Annotated in this window: 17 protein-coding genes; all 17 read right to left on the bottom strand. The window is 48.6% G+C overall.

Features of this window, described 5'->3' with window-relative positions; translation table 11 throughout:
- The 17 genes from VSQ62_RS07505 to udp all read right to left on the bottom strand — a co-directional run bounded on the left by VSQ62_RS07505 (window position 1) and on the right by udp (window position 16259).
- Window positions 1-624, bottom strand: coding sequence for a cytidylate kinase-like family protein (locus tag VSQ62_RS07505; RefSeq protein ID WP_334634078.1), 624 nt, complete (start codon window positions 622-624; stop codon window positions 1-3).
- A gap of 80 nt (window positions 625-704) precedes the next feature.
- The gene (locus VSQ62_RS07500; protein ID WP_334634076.1) at window positions 705-1217 is read right to left on the bottom strand and encodes a transcription repressor NadR; all 513 of its coding nucleotides are present in this window, start codon (window positions 1215-1217) and stop codon (window positions 705-707) included.
- A 28-nt stretch (window positions 1218-1245) separates the two neighbouring features.
- Window positions 1246-2097, bottom strand: a complete 852-nt coding sequence (gene nadC, locus VSQ62_RS07495; RefSeq protein WP_334634075.1) for a carboxylating nicotinate-nucleotide diphosphorylase — start codon at window positions 2095-2097, stop codon at window positions 1246-1248.
- The gene (locus VSQ62_RS07490) at window positions 2094-3290 is read right to left on the bottom strand and encodes an L-aspartate oxidase (protein WP_334634073.1); all 1197 of its coding nucleotides are present in this window, start codon (window positions 3288-3290) and stop codon (window positions 2094-2096) included. The genes nadC and VSQ62_RS07490 overlap by 4 nt, the downstream gene beginning before the upstream one ends.
- Window positions 3291-3306: 16 nt before the next feature.
- Window positions 3307-4209, bottom strand: coding sequence for a quinolinate synthase NadA (nadA, locus tag VSQ62_RS07485; RefSeq protein ID WP_334634072.1), 903 nt, complete (start codon window positions 4207-4209; stop codon window positions 3307-3309).
- 46 nt (window positions 4210-4255) lie between these two features.
- A complete protein-coding gene (locus tag VSQ62_RS07480; protein WP_334634071.1) occupies window positions 4256-4498 on the bottom strand; it encodes a hypothetical protein in 243 nt (80 codons plus the stop codon).
- A 24-nt stretch (window positions 4499-4522) separates the two neighbouring features.
- Window positions 4523-5326, bottom strand: a complete 804-nt coding sequence (locus VSQ62_RS07475) for a hypothetical protein (RefSeq protein ID WP_334634070.1) — start codon at window positions 5324-5326, stop codon at window positions 4523-4525.
- A 22-nt stretch (window positions 5327-5348) separates the two neighbouring features.
- On the bottom strand, window positions 5349-6785 hold the full coding sequence (locus tag VSQ62_RS07470; protein ID WP_334634069.1) for a hypothetical protein: 1437 nt from the start codon (window positions 6783-6785) through the stop codon (window positions 5349-5351).
- 15 nt (window positions 6786-6800) lie between these two features.
- Window positions 6801-7106 (bottom strand): TIGR04197 family type VII secretion effector, encoded by a 306-nt coding sequence (locus tag VSQ62_RS07465; RefSeq protein ID WP_334634068.1) that lies wholly within the window; start codon window positions 7104-7106, stop codon window positions 6801-6803.
- Window positions 7096-11409 (bottom strand): type VII secretion protein EssC, encoded by a 4314-nt coding sequence (gene essC / locus VSQ62_RS07460; protein WP_334634067.1) that lies wholly within the window; start codon window positions 11407-11409, stop codon window positions 7096-7098. Before essC ends, VSQ62_RS07465 begins: the two co-directional genes overlap by 11 nt.
- A gap of 17 nt (window positions 11410-11426) precedes the next feature.
- A complete protein-coding gene (locus tag VSQ62_RS07455; RefSeq protein ID WP_334634065.1) occupies window positions 11427-12071 on the bottom strand; it encodes a type VII secretion protein EssB/YukC in 645 nt (214 codons plus the stop codon).
- Window positions 12072-12101: 30 nt separating this feature from the next.
- Window positions 12102-12341 (bottom strand): hypothetical protein, encoded by a 240-nt coding sequence (locus VSQ62_RS07450; RefSeq protein WP_334634064.1) that lies wholly within the window; start codon window positions 12339-12341, stop codon window positions 12102-12104.
- A gap of 10 nt (window positions 12342-12351) precedes the next feature.
- On the bottom strand, window positions 12352-12642 hold the full coding sequence (locus VSQ62_RS07445) for a WXG100 family type VII secretion target (protein ID WP_334634063.1): 291 nt from the start codon (window positions 12640-12642) through the stop codon (window positions 12352-12354).
- A 378-nt stretch (window positions 12643-13020) separates the two neighbouring features.
- Window positions 13021-13806: a DUF2705 family protein gene (locus tag VSQ62_RS07440; protein ID WP_334634062.1), complete on the bottom strand. Its 786-nt coding sequence runs from the start codon at window positions 13804-13806 to the stop codon at window positions 13021-13023.
- Between the two features lie 14 nt (window positions 13807-13820).
- Complete coding sequence (locus VSQ62_RS07435) at window positions 13821-14708, bottom strand: ABC transporter ATP-binding protein (protein WP_334634060.1); 888 nt, start codon at window positions 14706-14708, stop codon at window positions 13821-13823.
- Window positions 14709-14714: 6 nt separating this feature from the next.
- On the bottom strand, window positions 14715-15332 hold the full coding sequence (locus tag VSQ62_RS07430; RefSeq protein ID WP_334634059.1) for a TetR/AcrR family transcriptional regulator: 618 nt from the start codon (window positions 15330-15332) through the stop codon (window positions 14715-14717).
- A gap of 111 nt (window positions 15333-15443) precedes the next feature.
- Window positions 15444-16259, bottom strand: a complete 816-nt coding sequence (udp, locus tag VSQ62_RS07425; RefSeq protein ID WP_334637595.1) for a uridine phosphorylase — start codon at window positions 16257-16259, stop codon at window positions 15444-15446.
- Between the last annotated feature and the right edge of the window lie 160 nt (window positions 16260-16419).

Below are 16419 nucleotides of genomic sequence, written 5' to 3'. Positions count from 1 at the left end.
TCAACTCTGTCCACGGTATACCGTCTCTAATATATCTGCCGTACCTTCTATCCCAAACCTGCTTACATTCAGAAGCATCTGATGGGATAATATGCTTCCCCACTCCAGTCCTGTGTGGGATTCGTAATAATATTTCCGCTCACGGTCAACACGCTTGATCTTATCTGCCGCCTTCTTCTCCGACAGATCGTATCTCTTTGCAATCCTTTGTATCCTGTCTTCCATATCCGCGCAGATGAACACATCAAGACACATCGGATGACCCTTAAGTATCTGTCCCGCACATCTTCCCACAATCACACAGGGTCCTCTCTGTGACAGCTTACGGATAATCTCGGATTGCAGCTCATATACCTGCTCGTTCAAAGGCTGCGTGTAATCTGCCGACCGAATCGCTTCCCGGTATTCCATCGGAGCGATCACATATCCTGTCAGGAAACTGTTCAGGGTCGTCTCATCTACTGCCCTGGCTGTCTCCTCTCTGATATCCAACCTTTCTGCCGCCATCCTGACCAGATTGTTATCATACAATGGAATATCAAGCCTTGTTGCAAGTATATTGCCAATCTCGTGCCCCCCGCTTCCAAACTGACGTCCAATCGTAATAATCTTGTGTTCTGCCATTGGTATTCCTCCTTCCTGGTACAAAATACTCTTTACTGCTACTTCCATTATACCCCTATTTCAAGGAAAAATGCCAACTTTTATTTCACATCTACCAGATAATTCTTCTCCCGCAGTACATCTTCTATCATATCCAGAGTCTCTTCTTTGTCAGCAATCACCTTATGATAATGGTAATTGGAAGTAATATTCTTAAGAGGCCTGGATTTGCCGCTATGAATGTCCGCTATGAATTCGGCTACCTTTCTTCTGGAATTAATATTCAATTCCGCTTCTATCCGTCCGTACACTCTGTGATTGATCATTACATTCTTAATCATTCCTCCAAGATCTACGATCGCGCATAATTCCTCTTCTAATTGTTCATCCGTGTGCTGCACCTTGAACACCCTGCTCACGGAACCTGCCGTATTCAGAATATATCCCCTGTTCGTAGAAATGATGTCATAGCCTGCCGCACGGATCAGGGCTATATCCTGCACGATCACCTGGCGGCTCACCTTATATATGGCAGCCAGCTTCGTACCTGACAGCGGAACCGCGCTCTTCTGAATCTGCGCAACGATATCCTCTCGTCTGTCCAAACCGGTCATAAATCTGCCCTCCTTCATAAAACCTCATCTATACCGCGTGAAGGTTCTTAAGAGAGATATCCAGTATCGGCGCGGAATGTGTCAGCGCCCCGCTTGAAATATAGTCCACGCCCAGGGATACCAGACGTCCGATATTCTCCTTCGTCACATTGCCTGAACATTCCGTCTCGGCACGTCCGCCGATCACACGGATAGCTTCTTTCATCTCTTCCGAAGACATATTATCAAGCATGATAATGTCGGCGCCTGCTTCCACAGCCTCCTTTACCATGTCAAGGTTCTCTGCCTCAACCTCTATCTTCCTCACAAAGGGCGCATACTCCTTCGCCATCTTCACCGCCCTGGCAACGCTTCCCGCTGCGCCGATATGGTTGTCCTTAAGCAGCACCCCGTCTGACAGATTATATCTGTGATTATACCCGCCGCCTACACGCACCGCATACTTTTCGAATATCCGCATATTAGGCGTTGTCTTCCGGGTGTCTAACAGCTTCGTTCCGCTGCCCTTGAGAAGCTCTGCAACAGAATGCGTATATGTCGCGATCCCGCTCATACGCTGGAGATAATTTAATGCGACACGCTCACCGGACAGGAGGACTCTGATATCACCTGTTACCTTCCCCATCAACTGCCCTTTCTTCACTTCGTCTCCGTCCGCACAATAGAACTCGACCTCAGTCTTCTCATCCAGCAGTTGGAATACTCTCCTGAAAACATCCAGGCCCGCTATGATCCCATCCTGCTTGCAGATCAGGTCCACCTCTCCTTTTACTGCTTCCTTCATCACAGAATTCGTCGTCACATCCTCACTGGATATATCCTCTCTCAGCGCCTCCAGGATCAATTGATCCGCCTGCAGGATCATCGTTATCTTATTCATATCAATCCACTCTCCTTATCTTCTTTTATCTTTTCGGCTGCTCTTCCTGCGAACACCAGACTCTCAAGCAGAGAATTGCTTGCCAGACGGTTCGCACCATGAACACCGTTACAGCTGGTCTCTCCTACCGCATACAGCCTGTCCATCGACGTATGGCTGTCCGAATCCACCCAGATCCCTCCCATAAAATAATGCTGGGCCGGCACCACCGGGATCCACTCCTTCGTCACATCATACCCCTCTTCCAGACAATGCCGGTAAATATTCGGGAAATGCTTTAAGATCTTCTCCCTTGGGATCGGCTCCATAGAGAGCCATACATAATCTGTACCCTCTGCTTCCATCTGTTCCCTGATGGCCTGTGCCACGACATCACGCGGAAGCAGTTCGTCCACAAACCGCTCTTTCTTATGGTTATACAGCACTGCCCCTTCTCCCCGCACAGATTCCGAGATCAGAAATCTGCGTCCAGGTTTCAGGGAATAGAGCGTTGTCGGATGAATCTGAACATAATCCAGATTCTCCAGACGTATCCCATGCGCCTTCGCTATTCTGACCGCATCGCCGGTCAGATGCGGGAAATTCGTAGAATGCTGATAATTACCGCCGATTCCGCCGCTGGCAAGAATCGTATGATCTGCATAAATCTTAAGTGTCTCCCGCTGCTCCTGATCCGTCCCATCCGCCTTCCCGGCCAGAATTCCCGCACATGCGCCATTTTCTTCTATAATATCTGTCATCTCCGTATACTCATAGATCGTCACGTTCGCAAGCTCCTTCACCCGCTCAAGCAGAGTACTGGTAATCTCTTTCCCTGTAATATCCTCGTGAAATAATATCCGCGGCCTTGAATGCGCCCCCTCTCTCGTATATATGAATTCCCCGTTCTCCTGCTCGAACCGGACTCCGTAACCGACCAGGTCCTGGATCACCGCCCGTGAACCCCGGATCATAATATCTACAGACTCCCGGCGGTTCTCATAATGCCCTGCCTTCATCGTATCCTCAAAATAACTGTCATAGTCTTCCTCGTCTCTCTGTACACAGATTCCGCCCTGTGCCAGAAAGGAATCACTGCTCTCCAGATCTGATTTGGTGATCAGCACAACCTTCATATCTTCCGGAAGCTTAAGTGCGCTGTATAAGCCTGCTACCCCACTTCCTACTATGACTGCATCCGTATGTATCTCCATCTTCATCTTCCCCCGATTACGCCAGCTCAAGCATCCGCTCAAGAGGCCTGACCGAACCTTCCCTGAGCTCTTTTGTCACATGAATCTCATTTTCGCCGTTCTTCAGCACATCTCTGATCTTCTCTAATGTGATCATCTTCATATCCTGACAGACTGGTTCCGTCTCGGTGAAATAGAATCTCTTCCCAGGGTTCTGTCTTTCAAGTTCAAACCGGACCCCCGTCTCCGTACATATAATGAATTCCTGACACTCACTCTTATGGGCGTATGCAATGATCCCAGACGTACTCCCGATATAATCCGACATCTCCCGCACCGCCTGCGGGCATTCCGGATGAGTCAGAATCTCTGCCTGCGGGTGAAGCTCCTTCTCCTTCTGAATCTCATGTACCGCCATCTTCTCGTGGACCGGACAGTACCCTTCATTATATACAAAATGCTTCTTTGGCACCTGTTCTGCTACAAAGTGTGCAAGATTCCTGTCCGGTATGAAAAATATGTTCCGATTCGGCAGCGCTTTCACAATTTTCACCGCATTCGACGAAGTGACACAGACATCCGAATGCTTCTTTAACTCGGCTGTAGAATTAATATAGCACACCACCGCAAGATCCTCGTATTCTTCCCGCATCCTTTGGATCGTCTCTGCATCTGCCATATGCGCCATTGCACAATCAGCTGACAGCTCCGGCATTAGGACCGTCTTGTTTGGGTTCAGTATCTTAGCGCTCTCTCCCATAAAGGACACCCCGCAGAACACAATCGTCCGCTCCTTCAGATCAACTGCTGCTTTACTTAGATAGAACGAATCTCCGACATAATCTGCAATCTCCTGCACCTCAGGGGCCACATAATAATGTGCAAGAATCACTGCATTCTTCTCTTTTTTTAATCTCTGGATTTCTTCCGTAATACTCATATCCCTTGTCTCCTTTTTTAAATTCACCCCATTATATCACTGTATATTACATATGACAAGACACATGAATAGACAAAATATCCATAAATTCTCTTTTACTCATACACAAAGCATTGATCATTCCCTGCTGATCCTCTAACAATCCGCGGATCTCCCTGTCATTTTCAGCACAATGTTCAAGCATATATCCAAGCCGCTGATAATACAGACCGGTCTCTCTATCCTCTTCTTCTTCCTCCTTCTTAAGTCTCCTGCACCTCTGCCATAATTCTTCCGCATTTTCTATCATTGCCGGCCTCCCGTTACTATCTCCTCACTCCAGAAGAATATACACCTTCGTTCCAATTATCCCGGAATATTCTCTCTCCTTTTTCAACTTGATCTTATCCAGATATTCACATTTCTCTTTCATATTGTCCGTTGGAAGAAAATTGCCGGATGCATCGTATCTCTCAGCATTCGAAATCTGCAGTACCAACGCCTCGTTGGGAATCCTGGGCTTCCTTCCCTGCGCTTCCGAATAGAGGAAGCTGCCTTGATCTTCTCGATTCCTGGGATTCCTGACCCTTATGACCTCCTTACAGGTTTCCCCTGCCATCCGCTTAAGCTCATCCGTCACTGCTGCCGTTCCCTCTTTCAGCTGAGTCTCCAGAAGCTTTAGCTGGTCTTTCTCCAGATATTCGATGTAAAGATTATTCCTCAGATAGATAAATTCCAACCCCATCGTGGATTCTCTCTCATACAGATTCTTATTCGCAGGTTTCTTGCTTACGAATCCCAGTCCGCTGTTCTTCAACTCATCATCCAACGCTCCAAGATCAAGAATTTCCAGCAGATACGCATCCAGATTCGCCCTGTATACTGCCTGCATACACAGATAATACCGGCTGAGACTGTCTCCGTCTATCAACCCTTTGTCCTGGCACAGTTCATGGTTATAGCAATATATATACTGATTGTTCTCTGCAGCTTCTACCGACGGAATCTTAAGCTTCCCGGCAAGCTTATACTCCTGATGTACCTGTTCCATATCCTCCTCCTTCTTACATCCCTGTCCAATCCAGCACATCACCAACGTCAACACGGTTATTACAATGAATCCAAGATATCTTCTCATATGCTTTCCTCCGGTATATCCGTCATAATTCAACAGACTGGATCCTTATATATGCATCCCTTGCCCGGTTCTTGTCCGGTTCCCTGTAATCCGAATCCTCCGGAGTGATATAATACTTCTCTCCCCAGGATGAGACCTCTATTCTGCCGTCGTCCATAAGCCCGGTCACCGTCATCGCATGACCGCCATCCATATAAGCTGGTTCATCCGCTTCATCCACCAGCCTGACCGGACAGGTACTTATAATGATCCGTTTCCCCTGACTGATCTCTTCCTCACATCTGCCGTAGATCTCATCAGGCGTACACTCAATATTCTCGATCCCTGCCTGCAATCCATAACTCCTCATATATCTCTCAAACCGATACACCCTGTCCTCCTGCGTTGTTCCCCTTCCAAACGTTGCCGAACTGTCCTCGTCAGCATTATAAACGTCATATGTCCATCCGGCGATTCCTGCTCTGTTATGATTATCACTGGCACAATACAGATCCACGATAAGATGATCATAGTTAACATATGTGTCTCCATTTACATCTTCAAGAAACAGGGGAAATCCAAATATTTTCTCAAACTCCTCTTCTTTTCTCCTGTACGCATCCACAATGATATTGGCAAATGCCACATATCCGCAGCCTTCACTGTTCAGCCTGGTCAGCAGCATCCCGATTTCTTCATCCGAATAATCCGAATACTCTTCATAACTTCGGACCAGTTCCCGCAGGCTCTCCCTGTCAGAGGCTTCCCCTCTCTGCCATAAGGTATAGGGGCCGTTCTGATCCCCGCCTTTATCTCCGCAGCACATGGCAAGACGCACACCTGCATTCCTGATCTGACTGCGCCATTCGCTCTGAAAGACCGGCATGTATCTGCCCATTTGGAATGCGCCGCCGATTTCGTCCAGTCCTTTTTGTATCCAGGACTCGATATCTCCACTGTCTGCAAACAGATGGGCCGTCGATGCGGCGATCTCATCAAAACGTTCCGTCTTTTCCAACCATTTCTCATATAGTCTCTGGCTGTTATCGGCAAGGCGAGCGTACTGCTCTGCTTTCCGCCAGTAATACAGCGATAGCAGAGGCTCTCCTTCCGCCGCCATTTTTCTTCGGAAGAAGACTTCACTCGAGAGATAACTCTCCTTCATATTATTTGCATTTTCCATCTGACAGAATATGTTCTCTCCGTCCAGCACTTCACTGCCTGCAAGATCGCCGAGGCTTCTAAAATCCGCCGCATCCGCATCATTGGCAATCTGCATCCCTTCTATAAGAAGCTGATAATCCGCAAGCTGCTGTTTGAGCGTGTCAAACGCTGTGCTCTCTATCTCACTGTCTCCTGCAAACCGGCCAATACTCTGATAGACGGTCTCAAGCGCCCTTTGATCCTCCTCAAGGCGGTTCGCCGCTTTGGCGCACTGACACTTCAATTCAGACGGATTCAGATAATCAGTTCTTTGCATCACTTTCACCCCCTGTCATTTTGCTGATAAGACCGGATACCGATTGCCGTTCCCCCTCAACTGCCCCATCATCTCATCAAATTGTGCAAATGCCGCGCCAAGCCCCCGGATATTCTTCACTTCCTGATCTAACAGACTCCCAAGAGCGGCAATCCGCTCCTGGGACCTTCCGTATGCCTCCCTGCCCTTTTCATTGGCGGGAAGGGTCGTTTTATTGTCCTGCGGCGTTAATGGTACATTCACTAGATAGGCTGCCGCGCCTCTTATCTGTCCTGCTTTCTCTTCAACCCTGCCCTGATCAATATTTATTCTATCTGCCATTTCCTTTCTCCTCATATCTGCTTTCTGGAATACGGACTCTGCGATATACACCGTTCTTAAAGAGCAGTCCGTCCCCAAACTTCGGATACTCCCTCATACTCGCAACCGGGAAGATGGGCACGATCCCCTGCGGTCCCAGCACAAGCCCGTTTGCCGCCTGCTTCACCATTCGGTCCATCTCACTGATGCCGTGCACCTTCGCCGCATGTACTGTGACAATACAATTAACTCCAAGCGTTCTTCCCTCTTTGAGCATCGCCGCTATCCTGTCAAGCTCCATATTCACAAATTCCGCGAAATCATCCAGATCATCTATCAAGACCGTGTAAAACGACATTTCTTCGATCACCTGCCTGGGAAGCATCCCCGGGCATGCCTGAAGTCTCTCCTGCAAGAACTTCCTCCTGCTTTTCAGTTCCTCCGACAATTCCTCCATAAAAAGTTCCAACGCCTTCTTCCCATCCACGTACAGTGTATTGGAATTCTGCCGGAGTGCATAGAGCTCCATGCTCTTTGAATCAAACAGGTAAGTCTTCCCCAAATCTCCCGCCTGATCCGCGAGTACCTTAAGGATATTCGTCTTCCCGGTTCCTGTATTCCCAATGATCACAAACAAGCCCGCCGTCTGATCGAAGCCTTTCCCCACTACCTCTTCTGCATCCAGGCCGACCAGATAACTGCTCCCATCACTCGTATAATCCCTTAACATCCCTGAGCCAAATTCCTGCGGCAGAACCGAGATATGCGGCGCTTCCCTGCCAGGACAGCTCCTGCGGATCTCTTGTATGAGCGTCTTCAATCCCCTTGTATAGAACGCACGCTCTGTGCAGTCTTCCATAACATAGAGCTGCGCCTCATGCACAGACTCGCCGCCTGTCAATACGCGTCCTTTGACCTCCGTCTGTCTGTATACCGTTCTTCCCGCGGCCAGGAATGTCTCATTTTCATCAAAATTATATCCTGCCAGCTTATTTTTGAAATTATTCAAAGTAGCCTGACGGACCGCACTGACCCTTGCTGCCGCTGCAATGGTATAGATTCCAAGTCCCAAACCGTCCCGTGTAAGCTTCATAAAGAATTCTTCCTCTTCTATCCCCATCTCTTTCACAACATCCAACTGATCTACCGCAACGATCACGGCCCTTCGCGGATTTCCTGACAAGTCCCGGCAAGTCTCCCATGAAGAGCACGCCGACTTCGCTAACAGCTTCTTTCGGGCAGTGATCTCTTCCATAATCAGCTTCTTAAACTTCTGGTACCGCTCTTCATCATCAAGAGAGATATAATCGGCTGTGTGCGGCAGTTCCTTCAAAGGCATACAGCCATGATTTCCGCAGTCTACGATATAGAAATTCACCATATCCACATCATAAGAAACTGCAAAGCTTGTCAGCACAGTCGTTAAAAATACCGTCTTACCAAAACCGGCGGAAGCCACAAACAGCAGATTCCCGTCCCTTTCAGGACAATACTCCATCTCTCTTTGCTCCTGCATCTCCGGGATATCCAGCTTCCCGATACATACTGACAGATTCTTTTCTGTTCTGCCTGCTTCCTTCCGTTCTCCTTGGGCTGCATATGGACTGATGAGCATGCTCTTAAGGGGCGGCATCCAAGGCTTTTTCACTTCTACTTTGCCTTCCTCCTCTGCAATCTTGCAGATCTGCTCCACTGCCGCCTCAAGCTGTGTCCTGCCGGAACGATATTCCCCTTCTCTGCCGCTTAGATCCTTATTGACCAGTTCTCCCTGCCCCAATTCATTCACCACATAAATACGTTCATCAGCCGCATCCCCGCCAGTATCTTCTCTGTACGGCGCTTTACTTAACGCCGCCTGGAACAATTCATAGGTCTCGTTATTTCCCACCTTAAGATAGGCTCTTCCGGGTATCGCAATATTCGCTGCATCCATCGTCCTCAAGACCTCTTTGCTGTCCATTTCCTCCTGCACCTTCAGACACAGCTTAAACCGGCTGTTACTCCATATCTGCTCATCCACAACGCCGGAAGGCTTCTGCGTTGCCAGGATCAAATGCACCCCAAGGCTTCTCCCTATACGCGCCGCCGAGATCAGCTCCTTCATGAAATCAGGCTGCTCCTTCTTAAGCTCCGCGAACTCATCACTGATGATAAAAAGATGCGGAATCGCTTCAGACGCTTTTCCTTCCTTGAACAGCTTCATATAGCCGTTGATATGGTTCACATGATAGCTCCCGAATATCCTCTGTCTCCGGGACAGCTCCGCCTTAACTGAAATCAATGCCCTCACACCGCCCTGGCCGTCCAGATTCGTGATCGTTCCCAGATGATGCGGAAGTTCATGGAACAAACTTGCCATCCCGCCCCCTTTATAGTCGATCAGCAAGAATCCAACTTCATGAGGGTGAAAATTCACTGCCAACGACAGAATATAACTCTGGATCAGCTCTGATTTGCCGGAACCGGTCGTTCCGGCTATAAGGCCGTGAGGACCATGGGCCTTCTCATGAAGATTCAGATACAGAATATCATCTCTCGACCGCATTCCCAGAGGTACTGCCAGAGACTTATAGGATTCCCCCTTCTTCCACCGGCTTTTTATATCAAGCTCTTCCGGATGCCGGATCCCGTACATTTCAAAGAAAGTGACCTGTTCGGGAATTTGGCCCCCTCTTCTCTGTTCATGCACCAACACGCCCAGATTTCTTGCCATCCACTCACAGTCTGCATCCCGGGCATCATACAGCTTTAATCCCTGTTCCAGATACTCTCCCGCCTCCGTCAGCAGCACTCCTTCCTCGGAATTCTGGATAGACAGCATCGTTCCGATGAATTCTGGAAGGCGGGCCTGGATATCACTGGTATATACAACTGAAAAGCCCAATGCGCTCCCATCCATATACAGATATTCCATAATTCCATGGTTCAGTATCCAAGCCGGTTCATCGATCAGGAACAGATAATGCGGCAGATATCCGCCCGTCTTCTTCCCGTCTCCAGACCTTCCTGCCCGATCCTTCAATATCTGGTACATGCTTCCAAGCACAAGATCCCTTGCCCGCGGGGAACTAACCATGCCAAGCACATTCACAGAACGCAGCCGCAGATGAGGAAGCCAGCGCATCCAGGCAAATTCCTCTTCGTATATCGGGTCATAGACTGCAATAATTTGAAGGTCATGATAACTGTGGAAAAATGCAAGCTGGACTGTCAATATCTTAATCTGTTGATGCAGGACGTCCTTTGCCCCTGTCAGCCCAAGATGTGCTTTCTTAAGATTGACCGCCTTCGGCTTATCCACAAGCGAGTATCTTCGCACAATCTGTCCCGCAAGCTCGGCCAACAGATCCTTATCTGCATCCCATGCCGGTTTCTTTCCTTCCGCCGTATATGCCGGTTTGCCCAAATAATGCCCGATCAGCACAGTAAGAAAATCATTATCCGAATACATCCTCTCATAAATCCTGCTGTCATACCGCCTCACCATCTCGCACAGGTCCGCCGTATCTGGATACTGATAGGCATAGATTTCCTGTTCCTGTTCATACATCTGTGTAATCTCCTTTTTCTTCCCCCAGAGATATTCTCTATACTGTTCTTCTCTCTTCTGGTTCCGCTCCTTTCGCCCCCGCTTATCGTCCATATATTTTATCACGGAGAAAAGAGCCGTCACCCCCGCGCCTGCCGCAGAGAGAATCAGATAGACACCTCGTCCTGCAATCAGACCGATGATGAACGTCACCGCTGCCATACCAAGCGGGGGCATAACCGCCATAAGGAGTTCTTTCTTCTTCTGTTTTTCTTTTTCATTTGGGAATTCTATCAAGATTTTTTCCGTTGACGGCCTTTTTATCAGCCTTGGTGAGCGTTTGCAGACTGGAAACCCCTCGGGATTCTGTACCGGCGGGCACTCTGGAAGTACGGTCTTATAAGCATCCGGAGAACCCCAGACGGCGATCTGGTCTTCCCAGACTTCAAGCTTTAGATTCCTGAGAAACAGCACATCGCCGGAGTGCATCTGGAAATCTCCCGTCGGCATCTTCCTCTGGTTTCGATAGAGATGATCCTCGTCTGCGGCTTCATAGAATACCCGCATCCCTCTGATATAAAAACGGCTCTTTAGAGCCAGTATCCGGAGTACGGCTTCTTCCCCGGAGGAGACGGTTAGATTCTCATCCCGCCAAAATAGGCGCCTTTCCCCGCTAAGGCAGAATACGAGCTCTCTATCCTTAAACTGCCATATATTCTCCTGATATCTATATCCGTCTTCCTCCAAGGGCATCTCACAATAACCATACCCCGTCTCCGTAAGCAAATATCTCATAAACCGGCTCCTATTGGTCAGATATAGAGAAAAGCCGCAATCAGCAGAACCAGCATGATCGCCGAAGCCGTGCATGCCCTGACCAGCCGCTCGTAAGTTCTTCTCTCCACCTTCTTCATACATTTCTTCTCGTGTTCCAGACAGCTTTCATAAGCTTCCACAAGCAGCTTCTTCTCTTCCTGCACTGTCTCAGGTTCAAAGAATTCTGCATCCGGCTCCTTTGCAGTCAGAAGCTCCGGCTCCCCATACAGATAATCCTCATAGGTTCTGGCTCCATCCATTACATACCCGATCAACGCCTGATACCGTCTTAAGAATTCCTTCCTCCGGTCCTTCCCGCCGGGCAGGGTACAATCACGTCTCTTCACTCTCACTCTGCCCAAGATATCATAGTATAGATTCTCAGGCTCCAGTGAGAATTCATATCGCAAATACAATTCCTCAAGTTCCGCCGCCGCGATCAAAAGCGCCAGCCTCACAGGCCTGTCCGCCTCTTTTATCCCCTCTAACGTCTGCATTCCCCGCAGATCGTAACTCATGCAGATGGTTTCCTTCTCTTCTTCGATCTTGCAGGGAAGCAGCAGATGATGACTCTCCTCCAACCGCCGGAAATCATAAACCGTCTTCGCCGTCATATCGCTTCTTCGTATCCTGTCTCTCAACTCTCCTTCCCCCCTTTATACAATCGGTCTCTAATACAACTCACACTCAACGAGGAGAATATCTCCCTGGAAGACGTGTCCTTCCCGGAAACTGAGCATAGAATTCAAATATGCCTTCTGCCGAAGTGAATATACCCTGACCTGCCTTCCATGGCATACCGATGTGAAATAGCCGTTTCCCTGAAGCCTCTGGTATACCTCTTCTATCTTCTGCTCCGGCTGCACCATGATATCAAGCTTCTTGTTATCTGCCACAAATGTAATGACCAACTTCCGCCTCCTAACCGCGGTTCATAGCGCCTGCTGCCCGATCGAACTCCGCATACTGCTGTGCATTCATCACGACTCCCTGGCCGATGGCACTGATAAGCTCCCGCATCGCGCCAAAGCTCGGCGCCAACTCCGCCACTCGGGCGGCGAACCCTTCATAGCCGCTTCCTTCCCATAACTCCGGGAGCTGGCGGTTCACAACGTCATTCAGATAATTCTGGAGCGCCGTAACATCCTCCACATGACTTCCAATCTCGCGTCCTCTGGCAATGACATCCTCTGTGTTCATTCTGATACTCATAGGCAATCTTCCTCCTCTTTCTGATGATCTTAGATAATAGGTCTCACATGGGTTTTTTAAGAACGGAAGGTATCGCACAGAACCTTCCATACAGATTGATATAAATCTGATTAATAAGAAATTCACTTAGATGAATTAGATCCATACTTGACAGCGCTGTCTGTATGTGAATCGTATCATACATGACTCACACGGATATGTCAATAACTAACCGTTCGACAAATGTTCATCCTCTCTCTTTTGCACAAAAAAAAGCTTCTAATTTTAGAAGCTTTTCACAAACTTTATTTCTATATAAAGATAGACTGACTTATCCAAGTACTGAGACATCTTAAGATTTGCCACCTCGCTTTAGTATAACCAGGAGATTGGCAGCACTCAAAGAATATCTTTCTTACAATACCGATAGAAGCCCGCACTGATTCCAATTACTGTAAACACCAGCCCCACAGAGAGATACTCCATGTTCAGACATTCATCCGCTATAATATCCGCACCCTCCGTATATCCAAACGGCGTGATATATTTCAGGAATTTTGCGTCTTCCGTCAGGTTTGCGATGATATTAAGGAAATAAAGAAGCGCCGCCATTCCAAGCCCGACTCCCATACCGCCGTGACTCAGGAACGCAGAGATTCCAAAGCAGACCGACGCCACCTCAACCTGCAGGACATAATACGCAAGAAACAGAAGAAAAAGCGGACGGTTATCCAGTGATTCCCCGATTATCTGCATAGACAATAAGGTAACGGCAATAACAGCAATATTCAGAAACAGGATCTGTATCATTATGGAAATATATTTCCGCATTACAATCTTCCGCCGGCTTACCGGGTGCGTCAACAGGAATTCTGCCGTCTGCTCCCTCTCCTCTTTCGACAGGACGGAGATACCAAGAAGCGCCGAGAAAAATGCTCCTCCAAGCCCAAGGATGTTACCGCATTCCACACCAAAAAACCCCATGAATTCACCGAAATTCAACCGATCCATGCCAAATGCGGCTGAAAAACTGCCCATCTCGGCAAACATAGTGCTTACATCCCCCATCTGCGTCTCCATCTCCGGATAGATCAGAACACAGAGCGCTAGCATAAATGCGATCACGGCCGTCCATATCATCAAAGTTACTTTTCCCTGCCTTAATTCATGTTTGATCAGAGTCATATCAATTCTCCTTTTCAATATAATGACTTTTTGACGCTTGTATCATAATAATGCATGAATATCTCTTCCAGATCCGGTTCGGTTATGGAGATATCCGTAAGCGGCAGCTCGGACAGGGTACGAAGCAGAATGTTAAGATCTCCGCCGTAGAGGAAGCTTATGGAATCCCCGTCTGTTTGTATGTCTTTGACCTGTGTAAGCTCTGGCAAGACGCCGACACCGCTTAGCCTCACCCGCCTAGTATCGGTATGCCCCAGGCTCTCCGTAGTGTCTGAGACTAACAGGCGTCCTTCCCGGATGATGGCAGCATGACGGCAGTTCCGCTGAATCTCCGAGAGAATATGTGAAGAGACGAATATGGTCGCACCTTTGGCGTTACGCTCTTCCAGTATGGCATAGAATTCCCGCTGCATCAACGGGTCCAGTCCACTTGTCGGCTCATCTAAGATACACACCTCCGGCTCATGCTGCAGCGCACAGACGATAGATACCTTCTTACGGTTGCCAAGAGACAGCTCGCGGATCTTCTTACTCACATCCAATTCCAATCGATCGCAGAGGTTCGCCGCTTCCGCACGGCAGTTCCTGCCCCTTAGATCCGCGGAGAGTTTTATCACATCCTTCACCCTCATATTGCGGTAAAAGGATGCTTCCGAGGGCATGTATCCTACATGTGAAAGGATCTCTTCTCTCTGCCGGATACTATCCCTCCCAAGAATCTGCGCACTCCCGTCCGTTGGAGCGATCAGGCCCAGAAGAATCCGGATAGTAGTGCTCTTCCCGGCTCCGTTCGGTCCGATAAATCCGAAGAAATCCCCCTCTTCTACCGTCAGATTCATATCCGTGATTCCCCGTGATCTTCCATAATATTTCGTTAGTGAATTCGTCTTTATTGCATCCATTATCTCTCAAGACTCCTTTCTCAGATACACATTCTTCCAGAATGCCAGCATCTCCGAGAAATCCGCTTCCAATGTCTTCGCCTCCAGAACCTCACCCTGCTGAGATATCTCCCACAGATAACCCACAGACATCAGGTAAATCTGGCGATGCATCATCGCCAGATCCAGTCCCGGGATAAAATCCTCCGGGTCAAGCCCTGCAAGGGCATCCGCCGCCTTCCTGTTAAAGTACTTCCGGTAGCTTCTCTGGATATCTTCGCAAACAGCCGGATCCTTCTCATAGAATGCTTTCATGGCAAACGCAGATATATCCGGATATTGACACATGATCTGAATCTTCGCGTACATCCCGCGTTCCATCATCTCGAACAGGTCCCTGCACTCATAGCAGTGATTCCGGGTAAGATACTCGATCGTGATATCCGCCGCTTTCTCCCACAAAAACAGATACAGCTCCTTCTTATTATGAAAATAGTGAAACAGAAGGGATTTGCTGATTCCCGCCTCATCCGCAATCTCCTGCATGGGACTCTTCTTATAAGTATTCTGGGAGAACACACGGAATCCGGCATTGATGATCCTCTGCTGTTTCTCAATCGGCAGGAAATAGAATTTCTCATTCATATCAAAACCTCGCTGACTAAAATGGTCAATGGTTATAACTATTATTATAATCCATTGACCATTTTTGAGAAGCCCTCTTTTACATATTCACGGTTGCGGCTGTCATGCCAGTTATTGTTCACACCTGCTTCTACAAGGCACATAAGAATAAATCTGATTCCTATCCTCTCTGATCAAAGTCCGCAGCGCTTCAACCGCCACCCGTACCGCCATATCCGTATCGTGAACGACCGGGTTGGGAAGCCCTTCCTTCTCCCGCTCCTGATTCGCGACCACAAGGAAGCAAGAACCTACTCTGACACGCAGGCTGCTTGCAACGACGAACAACGCCGCCGATTCCATCTCAGATGCCAGACATCCCAGTCTCTTCCATGCTTCCCACTTGTTCAGCAGTTCATAACTGACCGGTTTGGTCTCTGGAGAATGCTGTCCATAGAAGGAATCCTTACACTGTACCACCCCTACATGATAATTCCCTCCCAGCTTCCCGGCTGCATCCGTCAATGCATTAACGATCCGGATATCCGCTACCGCCGGGAATTCGATCGGCGCATACTCCCGGCTGGTTCCTTCCATACGGATCGCACCGCTTGCGATCACGACGTCACCGCTCATCACTTCCGTCTGCATGCCGCCGCAGGTTCCGATCCGGATAAATGTATCGGCCCCTGACATTACCAGCTCTTCCATCGCTATGGATGCCGACGGGCCTCCGATCCCTGTAGACGTCACACTCACCTTCACTCCATCCAGATACCCCGTGTAGGTAACATATTCCCGGCTGTCCGCCATCAGCTTCGCGTCATCAAAATATTTCGCGATCTTCGCACAGCGCTTAGGATCTCCCGGCATGATCACATACTTGCCCACGTCCCCCTCGCCTACCTGGATATGATACTGCTTTCCTTCAATTTCTGAATAATTCATAGAATCCCTCGCTTTCTTAAGGTAAGTATACCAGAAAGTCAGCCCTCTCTCAATCAGTTTAAGTATCCCGTAGGATCTGACAACAGCCTGCCCGATCGTGCCCGCTCCGTAACGGTTAATGACAGCGGCATACTTCAAGTCCAGATCACCAGAAATATCA

The organism is Sporofaciens sp. JLR.KK001, from assembly GCF_036941055.1.
GTDB lineage: Bacteria > Bacillota > Clostridia > Lachnospirales > Lachnospiraceae > Sporofaciens.
This window is presented reverse-complemented; position numbering and strand designations above follow the sequence as displayed.